General features: G+C 28.4%; 10 protein-coding genes and 1 riboswitch. Of the genes, 6 read left to right on the forward strand and 4 right to left on the reverse strand.

Annotated features, from left to right (window positions below):
• Window positions 1-353 precede the first annotated feature (353 nt).
• The 4 genes from pepT (HBE96_RS12970) to yjeM all read left to right on the forward strand — a co-directional run bounded on the left by pepT (HBE96_RS12970) (window position 354) and on the right by yjeM (window position 7,421).
• Window positions 354-1,580 (forward strand): peptidase T, encoded by a 1,227-nt coding sequence (gene pepT / locus HBE96_RS12970; RefSeq protein WP_169298167.1) that lies wholly within the window; start codon window positions 354-356, stop codon window positions 1,578-1,580.
• Window positions 1,581-1,612: 32 nt separating this feature from the next.
• A complete protein-coding gene (locus tag HBE96_RS12975; RefSeq protein WP_169298168.1) occupies window positions 1,613-4,273 on the forward strand; it encodes a winged helix-turn-helix domain-containing protein in 2,661 nt (886 codons plus the stop codon).
• A 349-nt stretch (window positions 4,274-4,622) separates the two neighbouring features.
• On the forward strand, window positions 4,623-5,849 hold the full coding sequence (gene pepT, locus HBE96_RS12980) for a peptidase T (protein ID WP_169298169.1): 1,227 nt from the start codon (window positions 4,623-4,625) through the stop codon (window positions 5,847-5,849).
• 54 nt (window positions 5,850-5,903) lie between these two features.
• On the forward strand, window positions 5,904-7,421 hold the full coding sequence (gene yjeM, locus HBE96_RS12985; RefSeq protein WP_169298170.1) for a glutamate/gamma-aminobutyrate family transporter YjeM: 1,518 nt from the start codon (window positions 5,904-5,906) through the stop codon (window positions 7,419-7,421).
• 67 nt (window positions 7,422-7,488) lie between these two features.
• Here the strand turns inward: yjeM and HBE96_RS12990 are convergent, their stop codons facing one another.
• Window positions 7,489-8,664, reverse strand: a complete 1,176-nt coding sequence (locus tag HBE96_RS12990) for a phosphoribosylaminoimidazolecarboxamide formyltransferase (protein WP_169298171.1) — start codon at window positions 8,662-8,664, stop codon at window positions 7,489-7,491.
• Window positions 8,665-8,716: 52 nt separating this feature from the next.
• A riboswitch (ZMP/ZTP riboswitch) is annotated at window positions 8,717-8,798 on the reverse strand.
• A 52-nt stretch (window positions 8,799-8,850) separates the two neighbouring features.
• Complete coding sequence (locus tag HBE96_RS12995) at window positions 8,851-9,054, reverse strand: hypothetical protein (protein WP_169298172.1); 204 nt, start codon at window positions 9,052-9,054, stop codon at window positions 8,851-8,853.
• Window positions 9,055-9,593: 539 nt separating this feature from the next.
• Here HBE96_RS12995 and HBE96_RS13000 point away from each other — a divergent pair.
• The gene (locus HBE96_RS13000; protein ID WP_206154927.1) at window positions 9,594-10,400 is read left to right on the forward strand and encodes a YitT family protein; all 807 of its coding nucleotides are present in this window, start codon (window positions 9,594-9,596) and stop codon (window positions 10,398-10,400) included.
• A gap of 237 nt (window positions 10,401-10,637) precedes the next feature.
• On the opposite strand, the gene HBE96_RS13005 is transcribed toward HBE96_RS13000, so the two are convergent.
• Together HBE96_RS13005 and HBE96_RS13010 are read right to left on the reverse strand one after the other, a co-directional pair.
• Window positions 10,638-12,704 carry a cell wall-binding repeat-containing protein gene (locus tag HBE96_RS13005; RefSeq protein ID WP_169298174.1) on the reverse strand — a complete coding sequence of 689 codons (2,067 nt, stop codon included), beginning with the start codon at window positions 12,702-12,704 and terminating at the stop codon, window positions 10,638-10,640.
• Window positions 12,705-12,795: 91 nt separating this feature from the next.
• Window positions 12,796-13,269, reverse strand: coding sequence for a hypothetical protein (locus HBE96_RS13010; RefSeq protein WP_169298175.1), 474 nt, complete (start codon window positions 13,267-13,269; stop codon window positions 12,796-12,798).
• A gap of 213 nt (window positions 13,270-13,482) precedes the next feature.
• Between HBE96_RS13010 and HBE96_RS13015 the strand changes: the two genes are divergently transcribed.
• Complete coding sequence (locus HBE96_RS13015; RefSeq protein WP_169298176.1) at window positions 13,483-13,896, forward strand: hypothetical protein; 414 nt, start codon at window positions 13,483-13,485, stop codon at window positions 13,894-13,896.
• Window positions 13,897-14,078 lie beyond the last annotated feature (182 nt).

Here is a 14,078-nt window from a genome sequence, read left to right on the forward strand (position 1 = left end):
ACATCTTCAAAAAAACATCAAGTCTATATGCTAGTCTATTTTTGTAATACTGCGTCCACAGAACTCTTAGATAGAACAACTATCTGCAGAATCTGTCTCTTTGTTTTACAAAAAATATCTGTCGCATACTGACTTGTTATTTTTTTGAATATGCCTTAGATGCCTAATCTAATTTTATTATGAGATTTTTGGTGCTTTTAAATAAGAAAAATTTCAATGGCAATATTAGTTATAGGATAAATTTGTAAGGTGGTTTTATGAAATTAATGGTATAATTAAATTAATCCACTTATGTAAAATCATACTTTAGGTGGATTGTATTTGCAATCATTTTATTATAAGGGGAGATAGTTATGTCTAAAGTTGTAGAAAAATTTATTAAGTATGTAAAGTATAATACTACATCGGATGAAAATTCTATAACCAATCCTACTACTACAGGACAGTTAGAATTAGGTAAAGAGTTAGTAAGAGAACTCAAAGAAATAGGAATGCAAGATATTTGTTTAGATGAAAATGGGTACATAATGGCAACTCTGCCGTCAAATATTGATAAAGATGTTCCCATATTAGGATTTATTGCTCACATAGATACTAGTCCTGAAGTTTCAGGAGTTAATATAAAGCCTAAATTTGTGGAGAACTATAATGGAGAATATATAATATTAAATGAGGAAAAAAATATAATTCTTTCTCCAAAAGAATTTCCAGAACTAAAGAATTATATAGGTAAAACTTTAATTACATCAGATGGAACTACACTTCTTGGAGCAGATGATAAGGCAGGAATTGCAGAAATTGTTACTGCTATGGATTTTTTAATACAAAACCCTAAAATTAAACATGGAACTATTAGAATAGCTTTTACTACGGATGAAGAAGTAGGGAAAGTAGGAGAGTACTTTGATGTTGAAAAGTTTAAGGCGGATTTGGCCTATACAGTAGATGGAGAGGGAATTGGAGATTTAAAATATGAAAATTTCAATGCAGCAACTGCAAAAATTATCATAAATGGAAGAAATACTCATACTGCAGAAGCTAAAGGAATAATGATAAATTCTTTGAGAATTGCAACAGAGTTCATGAATATGTTTCCACAAAATGAAACTCCAGAGACTACAGAGGGTACTGAAGGATTTTATCATGTAGAGCATATTAATGGTAATGTAGGAGAAACAAAAATTCATTGCTTGATAAGGGATTTTGATGATAAAAAATTTGAGGAAAGAAAAGAATTTATTGAAAAAATAGTACAGTATTTGAATAAAAAATACGGAGAAAATACAGTACTAGCTGAGATAACTGAACAGTATAGGAATATGAAAGAAAAAATAGAAGCTGTAAAATATATTGTGGATATAGCTATTGAGGCTATGAAAGAAGTAAATATATTTCCAGATGTAACACCACTAAGAGGAGGAACAGATGGAGCAAGATTATCTTATATGGGGCTTCCAACACCAAATATATTTTCGGGAGGACATAATTTTCACAGTAAGTATGAATATATTTCAACCTATGCTATGGAAAAAGCTGTAGAGGTAATACTTAAAATAATTGAATTGTTTGCAGAAATGTAAAGTTTTATTAAAGATATTGGGGGCTGTGAAAAATGATATTAAATTATAAATATAATAAAACCAAATTTTTAATTCCTAAAAGAAAATGTAAACTTATTTTTAGAGAAAAGGTTGTAAAAAAGTTAGATGGAGCTTTAAAAACAAAACTTACAATTATATCTGCCCCAGCAGGAAGTGGAAAAACTACATCGGTTATTTCATGGATAAATTCAGAGGAATTGCAAAACAATGTGGTATGGCTTTCATTGGATGAAAGGGATAATAATCCAGATATTTTTTGGAGTTCATTTATTGCAGCAATTGAAAAATTTAAAGAAAAATATGATAAAAGTGAAAAGGTTAATTTTAAAGACAATGATGATATTCCTATGGAAACAATAGTGGATATAGCATTAAATAGTATATCATCTATAGATGAAAATTTAATATTTGTAATAGACGATTTTCATTTTATAAAAAACAAAGATATACTTACTGGAATAAAACACTTTATCGATGGTATTTTTGATAATATTCATATTATAATAACCAGCAGATCAAAAACCAATATAAATGTTTCTAAACTAAGACTGAATGGTGAAGTAACAGAAATAGATAGAAAAGATTTAAGCTTTTCGCTAAAGGAAACTTTAGAATTTATTAATGAAAATGTAGAATTTAGAATATCAAAAGAAAGTACAAAAGCATTAAATGAATGTACAGAAGGATGGATAGCAGGAATCCAAATTGCTGTATTATCTATGAACAGAAGAAAAGATATAACTGATATAGAAGAAAGATTTAGTGGAAATAATGAATATATTCATGATTATTTTTGTGAAGAGATCTTTAATGTTCAATCAGGAGAAATTAAAGAATTTTTATTAAAAACTTGTATTTTAGATGAATTGAATGCAGATTTATGCAATGCGGTAAGTGGAAGAAAAAACAGTCAAAAAATTTTAGAAGAAATATGTGATAAGAACTTATTTATTGAGAAATTAGATTATGATGGAAAATCATTTAGGTATTGTAGACTTTTTGAAGAATTTTTGATAAGTCAGCTAAATGGAATAAATAAAGAAGAAGTTTTTGAAATAAGTAATAAGGCAGCAGGATGGTATGAAAAAAATGAGCATATAGATAACGCTATTAATCAATACATAAAGGTAGAAAATTATGAACAAGCAGTAAAGCTAATTGAAGATAAATGTGTTAAAAAAGTTTTTACTAATGAATATTTTTATGTATTAGAATGGTTAAAAAGCATACCTCAAGATATAATAGTGAAGAAACCAAGGTTTTGTATAGCTTGTATGCATATGTATATAAATGATGATATAAGTTACTATAAGTATTTGGAATTTACTGAAAAAGCTTTGGATAATTGCAGTGATGAAAATTATAAAAAAGAATGTATTGGTATATTAGCTATTATAAAAGGAGATAAAATTTTTATTAAATCAGAGTATGAAAAAAGTAAAGAACTTTATGAAAGAGCTCTTGGATATTTAGAAAAAGATACTTTTTGGCATGCCATAATAAATTTAAAATTAGGTGTAGTAAGTTTTTATTTACAGGATTTTGTTTTACAAAAAAGATACTTTCATGAGGCCCTACTTTTAAGCCAGTCCTATGAAGATGATGTTTTATATTTAGTGGTAAATAGAACTATTATTTTTATAAAATTACTTATGGGTGAATTAATAGAGTGTGAAAATATATGTAACATATGTTTAAATAGTAGTATGAGTGATGAGTTTAAGAACTCTTCACTGATGGCTATTTTTTATATAGGATTATCATTAATTTATTATGAAAAAAATGATATTAATAAATCAGAAGAGTATGTATTAAAAGGTTTAAAATTAGTAGAAGATAAATGGGATATTTACACTGCTTTTATAGGGTACTATGTTTATTCAGGAATTATTTTAGAAAAGGATAGTAAAAATAAAAAAGTTGAATTAGATAAAATTCATGAAAGGATAGAAGAGTTATCACAAAAAGGTAGTGATTATAAGATATTAGATAAATACTATTTTCATAAGTTAAAAGATAATTTTAAAGTATTGAAAATGAGAAGACTTATGGAACAAGGAAAAATCAATTCTGCGGAAAAATACATTACAAAAAGAGATTTTAAAATTACAGAAGAACTTATTATTTTTTCTAAAATACTTATTCATAAAGGAAAAAGTGAAGATGCATTAATGATATTAAATAAGATATTAACTTCTGAAAAAGAAATTAATAATAAGTACATAATTATAAGATCATATATATTGAGATCAGAGATTTTTTCACAAAAGGACCAGTATGAAAATGCTACACGAGATTTAAGAGAAGCTCTCATTGTTGGAAGTGAAAACGGATTTATTAGAATTTTTCTAATAAAGCAAGTGAAGACAAATAAAATTTTATTAAAAACTATAAAATCTATGAAATATAATAAAGATTATTATAAGATAAATGAATATTTAAACAAAATATTAAATTTATATTCAAGTGGAGAAAATAATGAAATAATAAGTAAAAGAGAAAAAGAAGTGCTAATGCTTATAGAAAGTGGTGCGAAAAATTCAGAAATAGCTAAAACATTATTTATTACAGAAAGTACAGCTAAAAGCCATATATTAAATATATTTAGTAAATTAGCTGTACGAAATAGAGTACAAGCTGTAGCAAAGGCTAAAGAAATAGGAATTATATAAAATTAGCGTACATATGTAACGTATTAAAATATATACAGCTTAAATTCTAAGTATCTTATACTTTTTTTAATGATTTTGCATATATATACAATTAACTCAAAGTATGACATTGAAATAAACTTATTTCAACCCATCCAGTCATACTTTATAATGATTAATACTTTAAAGAAAAGTGGTATAGTTAAAAGGGAGATACATAATAATATGCATAACTTTATAAAAAAGTTTATGCAAAATTCATAGCAAATTATTAAAAATTGAATGTAGTGCTGCAGAACTATAAAATTCTAATTTAATATTAATAGTATAATTATTAAAATTATACTTATATTTTGTGGGGGGATTAAGTATGTCTAATGTTGTAGAGAAATTTATTAATTATGTAAGCTTTGATACTAAATCAAGTGAGGAAAGTGAGAGTGTTCCAACTACTCCTGGACAACTTGTATTAGCGAAAGCAATAGTAAAAGAATTAGAAGAGATGGGAATGAAAGAAGTTTCAGTAGATAAAAATGGATATGTAATGGCAACATTACCTTCAAATACTACTAAAAAAGTTCCTACTATAGGATTTATTGCTCACATGGATACGAGCCCAGAAGTTTCAGGAGCTAATGTAAATCCTAAATTCGTTGAAAATTATGACGGTAAGGATATAGTTTTAAATAAAGAAAAAAATGTAATTCTTTCGCCAAAGGATTTTCCAGAATTAAAGGATTATGTTGGAAAAACACTTATAACAACAGATGGAACTACTTTATTGGGTGCTGATGATAAAGCAGGAGTTTCTGAAATTATTACTGCTATGGAAACTTTAATTAATAATCCTAGTATTAAACATGGAACTATTAAGGTTGCATTTACTCCTGATGAAGAAATAGGAAGAGGAGCAGATCATTTTAATGTTGAAAAGTTCAATGCAGATTTAGCTTATACTGTAGATGGAGGAGCTGTTGGAGAATTAGAGTATGAAAACTTTAATGCAGCAGATGCTAAGATAACTATAAGTGGAAGAAGTGTTCATCCAGGAAGTGCAAAAGGAACAATGATAAATGCAATGCTTATTGCTTCAGAATTTATGGGCATGCTTCCAGAGAATGAAACACCAGCAACTACAGAAGGCTATGAAGGTTTTTATCATATAGTTGAACTTAATGGGGAGGTAGAAGAAACAAAACTTGAATATATAATAAGAGATTTTGATGTGGAAGATTTTGCAAAAAGAAAAGAATTTATAACTAGTATTGCAGAAAAGTTAAATAAAAAATATGGTGAAGGTATAGTTAAAATTGAAATAAAAGATGAATATAAGAACATGAAAGAAAAGGTTGAACCTGTAAAATATATAGTGGATACTGCATTTGAAGCAATGAAAGCAGTTAATGTGGTCCCTAAAATCCAACCTATAAGAGGTGGTACTGATGGAGCTACATTATCTTTTATGGGACTTCCTACACCAAACATGTTTACTGGTGCACATAACTGCCACGGCAAGTTTGAGTATATTCCAGTGTATGCTATGGAAAAGGCTGTAGAAGTAATACTTAAAACAATTGAATTATATGAGAAAATGTAATAAAAAGTTTAGAAAAAGAAGTGACAAATAAAGAAAAAATTTAGGGGGACAAAAATGGAACCGGATAATCAAAAACAAAAAAAGATGACTTTAATAGCACTTGTATTAATGATTTTTACATCAGTATTTGGATTTACTAACATACCTAGATCGTTTTATTTGATGGGGTATAGCGCAATACCATGGTTCATTTTATCAGCAATAACCTTTTTTATTCCTTATGCATTCATGATGGCAGAATATGGAGCAGCATTTAAAAGTGAAAAAGGTGGAATTTACTCATGGATGGAAAAGTCTGTTGGTGCTAGATTTGCTTTTATAGGTACATTTATGTGGTATGCTTCATATGTAGTTTGGATGGTTAATATATCTTCAACAATATGGGTACCATTTTCAAACGCAATATTTGGAAGTGATAAAACTGCAACTTGGGGAATGTTAGGACTAAAGTCTACTCAAGTATTAGGAGTATTAGGAGTATGCTGGATTTTAATTGTAACATTAACAGCATCTAAAGGATTAGAAAAAATAACAAAGGTAACATCAGTAGGTGGTACGGCAGTAGCTTTACTTAACATTGTATTACTAATTGGTGCAGTACTTGTTTTAATAGTAAATGGTGGTCACTTAGCTCAACCAGTTGCAGCATCAGCTGCTTTTACACAATCACCAAATCCAGGATATCAAAGTACAATTAGCATATTATCATTTTTAGTGTATGCATTATTTGCTTATGGTGGAATAGAAGCGGTTGGAGGATTAGTAGATCAAACTGAAAAAGCAGAAATAACATTTCCAAAGGGTGTTACAATAGCAGCAATAATTATTGCTATAGGATATGCTATAGGTATATTCTTATGTGGTGTATTTACTAATTGGAGCGATGTATTGTCAGTAAAAGGTGTACACATGGGTAATGTTGCTTATGTAGTAATGCAAAATTTGGGATATCAATTGGGAAAAGGTTTTGGACTTAGCCAAGCTGCTTCGTTAACAATGGGAGCTTGGATGGCTAGATATATGGGATTGTCCATGTTTTTGGCACTAACAGGAGCATTCTTTACATTAAGTTATGCACCATTGAAACAATTAATAGAAGGTACGCCAAAAGAATTATGGCCAGGTAAAATGGCTGAAATTAAAGATGGGATGCCTAAAAATGCTATGTGGATTCAGTGCATAATTGTAGTGGTATTTATAGCATTAGTATCCTTTGGAGGAGATGCAGCATCTAAATTCTTTACTATATTAATAGAGATGACTAACGTGGCAATGACTGTTCCATATATGTTTTTGTCAATTGCATTCATTGGTTTTAAGAAGAAAAAATATATTCAGAAGCCTTTTGAAGTTTTTAAAAGTAATGCCTGGACATGGATTGCTGTTATAGTGGTTACATTTACTATAGGATTTGCTAATTTCTTTACAATAATAGAACCAGCAGTGCATGGAAAATTAAAAGATACAATATGGATGATTGCAGGACCAATATTCTTTGGTATAGTTGCATTTGTAATGCATTACTTATATGAAAAGAAGAATACGAATCATTCAGTAAATAGTAATATGTAAATAATATAAAGAATATAAAGAATAAACTGTACTATTTGGTACAGTTTATTTTTTATATGTAAAACTTTTAATGGTGAAATAATCTTGTTCCAGAGAATGACATAGCTATATTGTATTTATTACAGGCTTCTATTACTAAATTATCTCTTAATGATCCTCCAGGTTGTACAATGTATTTAACTCCACTTTGAACAGCTCTATCTATATTATCTTTAAAAGGGAAAAATGCATCTGAACCTAAAGAAACTCCAGTTAAATTTGAAAGCCAGGTTCTTTTTTCTTCTTTTGTTAATCTATCTGGTATTTGTTGTAATACACTTTTCCATTCTTTTAATTCCATAGGAGTAATATCATCTCTAAGATATTGATCTATAACATTGTCTCTATTTGGCCTTGAAACATCCTCTTTAAAAGGTAGATTAAGGACGGCTGGATGCTGTCTTAAAAACCATGTATCTGCTTTAGAAGCAGCAAGTCTAGTACAATGTATACGGGACTGTTGTCCTGCACCAACACCAATTACTTGACCATCTAAAACAAAACAAACAGAATTGGATTGAGTATATTTTAAAGTAATCATAGAAATAAGTAAATCACGTTTAGCTTCATCACTAATATTTTTATTAATAGTAACTATATTATTAAGCATATCTTCTTTTATTATCACATTATTTCTTTTTTGTTCAAAGGTTATTCCATATATTTGTCTCTTTTCTATTTCATAAGGTTCATAATCCCAGTCCATTTGAATGATACAGTAGTTTCCTTTTTTCTTTCTCATTAAAAGTTTTAAAGCTTCATCAGTATATCCTAATGCAATTATGCCATCTGAAACAGATTTACTTAAAATTTGAGCTGTAGGAAGATCTACTACATCACTTATAGAAGCCCAATCACCAAAAGATGACATTCTATCTGCACCTCTAGCACGTGCATAAGCACAAGCTACAGGAGATAAGTCAATATCTGATACAAAATAGGATTTCTTCAATGTATCACTTAATGGAACACCTACTGCAGCACCAGCAGGACTTACATGTTTAAAGGAAGCAGCAGCAGGAAGTTCTGTAGCTATTTTCAATTCTTTAACTAATTGCCATGAATTGAAGGCATCCATAAAATTAATGTAACCAGGATTACCATTTAGTATTTTAAAAGGTAGTGTTTTATTTTCAGCATAAATTTTTGCCGGTTTTTGATGTGGATTACATCCATACTTAAGTACAACTTCTTGATTTTTCATAAATTTAACCTCCAAAAATAAAATAAAGCAAAAAACGCCTGGGTAAAATAATATATTCTACCCAGGCGGTCGATAACTTTTTTAAATCATGCTCCTTATGGTTAATTCCATTTCCGCCGGTTGCATGATTACTGACTAAAGTATAACTTATATTAATTCCTAAGTCAAACATGAATTAAAATTTTATTATAAACCAAATAAAATTAATAGTATAACCATTGGAATCACAGAAAATATAATGTAGAGTATTGAAAAGTCACTGTTATCTTCATTTATTTTTTCTTTTTCAAGAGTATAGTTTTTTTCAGGGCTGCTTATTACTTCAGTTAAATTCTCTATTCTTTCATCTTTATCTTTTGCTTGTTCATCTAAAAAGTTCAAACTTACCATAATATGCCACCTCCATAATTATAATTTAAACAAAATACTATTGTAATTTGTTTTTTCTTTTTTTAATATTTATTGTTGGTAAGTAATTAGCATTTAAAAATGTTTATATATGCGAAATATATTGATAAAATTACCCGTTTCTTAATATTATTATATGCTTTTGAAAACGTTTTTACAATGCTTTTGTTAAATTTACCTATAATTTTTAAATAGTAGTATGGGAATTTGTAATTTTAACAAGCATGAAGTATATCTCTAATATGTAAGAAATAATGAACTAATATTTTAATAGTTAACATATTTAAATTGATATCAGTTGAGAATAAGTAATAATTGATAATTGTTTATTGCAAGAATTTTTGATATAATATTCATATACATTATGTAAAGTAAAATTTATATTTTGCATATTTTTAAGCAGTTATACGTATATTAACATAAAAATCATAGTAAAGATAATATTTTTACAAAAATGAAGGGGGAATTTTGTGATAAAAAAATATATAAATATTTATTCAAAAACTACTAAAATTTTATTAATGATGTTAGGTGCAATTTTGTATTCTATTGGGTTGGAAATATTTTTAATACCCAATAATATTATAGATGGTGGATTAGTTGGAATATCAATTATGGTAAGCCATTTTACTAACATACCACTAGGGGTTCTCACCTTTATACTAAATATACCGTTTTTTGTTATTGGATATAAACAAATTGGAAAAACTTTTACCATATCAACGTTATTTTCTGTAGTATGCTATTCTATTGGAATATCTATTTTCAAGCCTATTCCAGGTATAACTCAAGATGTTCTTTTGGCTTCGGTTTTTGGTGGAATAATATCAGGATTAGGAATAGGAATAATAATACGAAATGGTGGATCTACTGATGGATCTGAAATAGTTGCAATAATTTTGGACAAAAGATCAACCTTTTCAGTTGGACAAATAGTATTGTTTTTTAATTTCTTTATATTAACTTCAGCAGGTTTTATTTTTGGCTGGGACAGGGCCATGTATTCCCTTATCGCATATTTTATAGCAATGAAACTTATAGATATTATAGTTGATGGTATAGATGAGTCCAAGGCTGTATTTATTATTTCAAGTAAACATGAAGAGATATCACAAGCTATAATGGATAGACTTGGAAGAGGGATAACTTTACTTAGTGGAAAAGGTGGTTATAAAGGTGTATCTACAGATGTAATATATGTGGTGGTAACCCGTTTGGAAATTTCTAAATTAAAGTCCATTGTACATGGATTTGATGAAGCTGCCTTAATAACAATAGGGAGTGTTGATACATCAGGAAAGAGTTATAAAAAGAAAGCTATACACTAAGAAGTATACTGTGGTGTAGAAAAAGTATAGGGCTATCTCAAAGTACATTTGCGTGTATTTTGAGAAGCCCTTTTTATAATATACTTAAAACTAAGACTTTACTTTTCTAAAAAACTACTATGAAAAAAATTATATATTTTATTAATTTTAACACAGCTTCATTTTTAAATTATAAAAAACTATATTAAACATTTTACTGTAAAGTGTGTTTTTAGACAACTTTATTATAGGAGCCAGTTATTTTGCTAAATTAATTTTTATACTTTCTGGAACAACTCCTGGTCCACCGAAGATAACTTGGTTTAAATAACTTTTTCCATTAATATAATTTTTTTGATTTATTATGTTGCTGTTTACAAGAATAACTGGAGCATTATACTTTGCTGCATATATACTGCCAGCTAAAGCATCTGGAAAATTTTCTCCTGAAGCAAAGGTTACTGTGGAACTATCTAAATCAAAATATTTAGCTATATTTAATGAAGTTTCATACCTATCCATTCCCCATATTCTCAATATATCATTGTCAGAAAGGCTGATACTGTTTTTGATCTGTTCTTTTATGTTATCAGATACAGCACCTGTTCCTCCTACAATATAGATTTTAGAAGGTTTAATCTTCTTGATAGTTTGTAAAGCAGAATCAGATAAAGCATTACTATCGGATAAAACTATTGGATAACCTTTTGCGGCAGCAATAGTTGATATACTTAAACCATCTGCAAATACATTTCCGCCAGCTATAACTATTGGAGTTCCTTCTTTAGGATTTATTTCATCATTTATAGTTTTTATGGCGTCATATTTTGAATTACCATTAAGTCTTTTTATATTTGAATATCCTAAATCTTTCAAATTAGTTACTATATTATTATTTACTTCTTCTTCATTTCCTAGAATATATATTGTTCCATCTTTATTTAAATGAGATTTTATATAGTTTAAAGTGCTAATGTTTTCAAAAGGATAGCTGCCACATAAAAGAATAGGGGCATCTAATTTTTTAGCTAGAACACTGCCACTAAGAGCATTTGGAAAATTGTAACCAGATGTAATAACTACATTGTTAACTGTTCCATTATTTAAGCTCTCAGCAATTTTGCATGCTGTTTGAAATCTGTCTTGCCCACTTAATCTAGTACTTGAATATTTTTTATTACTAACAGGTGTCCAATTATTTATTAATGCTTCAGCTTCAGCATCGCTGTTTATACATCTACCATAATATTCTTCTGAGTAAGCTTTCCAATTTTCAAAATACAATGTTTGATCATATCTGTTAGCCACTATTTTATTAGCTTTGTAGTAAATATCATTATCAAAAGAATTATCTACTGAGGTTGCATCTGTTAACTGTACGTTGTAAATGCTATTTTTACTTAAGAACAAATTATTTCTAACCCAGTTTTTAACAGCGTTATCCATCATATAAATATCATCTATGGAATTACCATAAAATACATTATTATATATGTAATTATTAGTTGCATTACTAGCAACAGCCATACCATAAGCATGATTATTGTATAAAAGATTATTCGTAATTGTACAGTTACTTCCTCCATTTGGTCTACCATACATTTGTATAGCTGCACCTGCATTATCATGAATTTTATTTCCTGTGAATGTCCAATTGTAGCAGTCATAACCTATGTATATCCCGTGATCTTTTGGCTTATTTATTTTTAAGCCTACATTATATATTTCACAATTTTTAACACTGCAGTAATCAGAACCTTCACCATCTATGCCTGAAGTACCGATACCTCTATATACTGGATAATCTAAATTATATATAGTCAAATTCTCCATATCAATATAACTAGATTTTATTTTTGTTGTAAAACTTTTGGTTACGTATATTCCAGCACCTGTATAGTCCTTCATAGTGATTCCATCAACTTTCCAATAAGAACAACCAGCAAAGGTTATTGCATCCACTCCATCTTTTGCACCAATTACCCTTTCATTATTTCCTGTCATAATAACAGTTTCTCCAGGGTAGTTTTTTATAGTGTACCAAGCATCATTTGATCCATTTTTATCAAACACATTTGTGGTTTCAAAGTAGGTTCCGCCTCTTATTAAAAGAGTGTCTCCTGGTTTAAGTGCATCTATTCCAGCCTGAATAGTATTGAAAGGATTGTCTATGCTTCCATAATCACCTTTTCCAGTACCATTATTTTGAGATACATAGTATGTATTTCCAATACCTTCAGCACAAACTTTTGTCATATTAAAGTTAGATACTTGAAATAACGTGAAAATTAAGGCAGTTGTTAAAAAAATTAAGAACTTTTTCATCTTTTGTCCTCCTCGTGATCGAATTTTATAAAACTGCTAATGTACAAATTTATTAAACCAAAGAATAAATACTACTTCATTCTCATAATGTTTATTCTTTGGTTATCTCTTTTTCCCAGGTTTTATATATTGGTAACAGCCTATTATATAAATTTTCTAATGATACAGGTGAATAAGAAGAAGAGGATAGTTTTTTAGAGTTATCTAGCAGTTCTAGTTCAAGTTGTAAAGTACCTAATAAGTATTTAAGTTCTATAAAGTTAATCTTAATTATAATAGGATCCTGATAGGAACTATTAGTTAAAAAATACATAATATCCTCAAGTTTATCGTTAAAATCTTTTAGGTAAGTTAATTTAGAAAAATTACAATTATTTTCTGCATCAATAATAAGTTTATTATTAATTAACATTTGTTTATATACACAATTAAGAAGGTAATCAATCTCATCTAATTTAATGTTTATTTCTTTTCTAATATAAAGTTTTTCATCTTCAGAAGGATCATTTATATCTCCTTTATATGCGTTATTTTTAAAATTTTTAAATTCTATTATTTTGCCCATAAGTTACTCCTAACAAAAGTGTTAAATATGATGATTTTATTACATTATAGCATAAAATTAAGAAGCTTCTATTTAAACTGTTTTTTAATATATTTGTATATAATAAAATTCGTAAAAAAAATATATTTCTTTAGAAAGTTTTACTAATAAACATTAACCATATGGAGTTTATTGCATATTATATAATGTAATCAAAAAAATAGGAGTAGTTTCATGTATTATTATGACTATTTTAGAAGTGAAGATCTAGAAGATGATTTATCCTATTGTCCATATATGGATTTTATGATCAGACAGCAGCAGCCTCAAATTGGTGGAGCACCTCCTCAGATGGGTGGAACGTCTCCTCAAATGGGAGGAGCACCTTTTGGTCCGCCACCAAATATTACACCTTCAAAACAACATGCTCACGCAAAATACATGCCAGGTACATTTGCAGTAGATCCAGGTTCTTTAAGACCATGTAGATTTAGATATGTTTATATTTGGCCAAGAAGAGCAAGACCATTTTGGGCATGGTTAGATTATGTAGGAAGAAGATCTGCTTCTGGTTTTAGATGGACTGGTCACAGATGGGTACGTTTTGGAATTGATTTAAGACAAATAGAAACTTTCATCTGCTTCTAGTTAATCAAATAATTAATTTAAAAGGTAGATACTTATTTTTAGTATCTACCTTTTGTAATTACCTAAATTTCGTACAAATATAAAACTTATATTTGCACATAATTTCCTGTTAGCATTAACCATAATATTCCTTTAGCTTCCAATTTTTTAGGCGAAGCCTACTGGGATAATATACAAATGTT

The organism is Clostridium muellerianum, from assembly GCF_012926525.1.
GTDB classification, from domain to species: Bacteria; Bacillota; Clostridia; order Clostridiales; family Clostridiaceae; genus Clostridium_AM; species Clostridium_AM muellerianum.

What these genes read in the sequence shown, in the direction of transcription:
- HBE96_RS13010 (WP_169298175.1), bottom strand. Translation starts at nt 13,269, where the DNA reads ATGGGCAAAATAATAGAATTTAAAAATTTTAAAAATAACGCATATAAA.
- yjeM (WP_169298170.1), top strand. Translation starts at nt 5,904, where the DNA reads ATGGAACCGGATAATCAAAAACAAAAAAAGATGACTTTAATAGCACTT.
- HBE96_RS12990 (WP_169298171.1), bottom strand. Translation starts at nt 8,664, where the DNA reads ATGAAAAATCAAGAAGTTGTACTTAAGTATGGATGTAATCCACATCAA.
- pepT (WP_169298167.1), top strand. Translation starts at nt 354, where the DNA reads ATGTCTAAAGTTGTAGAAAAATTTATTAAGTATGTAAAGTATAATACT.
- HBE96_RS12995 (WP_169298172.1), bottom strand. Translation starts at nt 9,054, where the DNA reads ATGGTAAGTTTGAACTTTTTAGATGAACAAGCAAAAGATAAAGATGAA.
- pepT (WP_169298169.1), top strand. Translation starts at nt 4,623, where the DNA reads ATGTCTAATGTTGTAGAGAAATTTATTAATTATGTAAGCTTTGATACT.
- HBE96_RS13005 (WP_169298174.1), bottom strand. Translation starts at nt 12,704, where the DNA reads ATGAAAAAGTTCTTAATTTTTTTAACAACTGCCTTAATTTTCACGTTA.
- HBE96_RS12975 (WP_169298168.1), top strand. Translation starts at nt 1,613, where the DNA reads ATGATATTAAATTATAAATATAATAAAACCAAATTTTTAATTCCTAAA.
- HBE96_RS13015 (WP_169298176.1), top strand. Translation starts at nt 13,483, where the DNA reads ATGTATTATTATGACTATTTTAGAAGTGAAGATCTAGAAGATGATTTA.
- HBE96_RS13000 (WP_206154927.1), top strand. Translation starts at nt 9,594, where the DNA reads ATGATGTTAGGTGCAATTTTGTATTCTATTGGGTTGGAAATATTTTTA.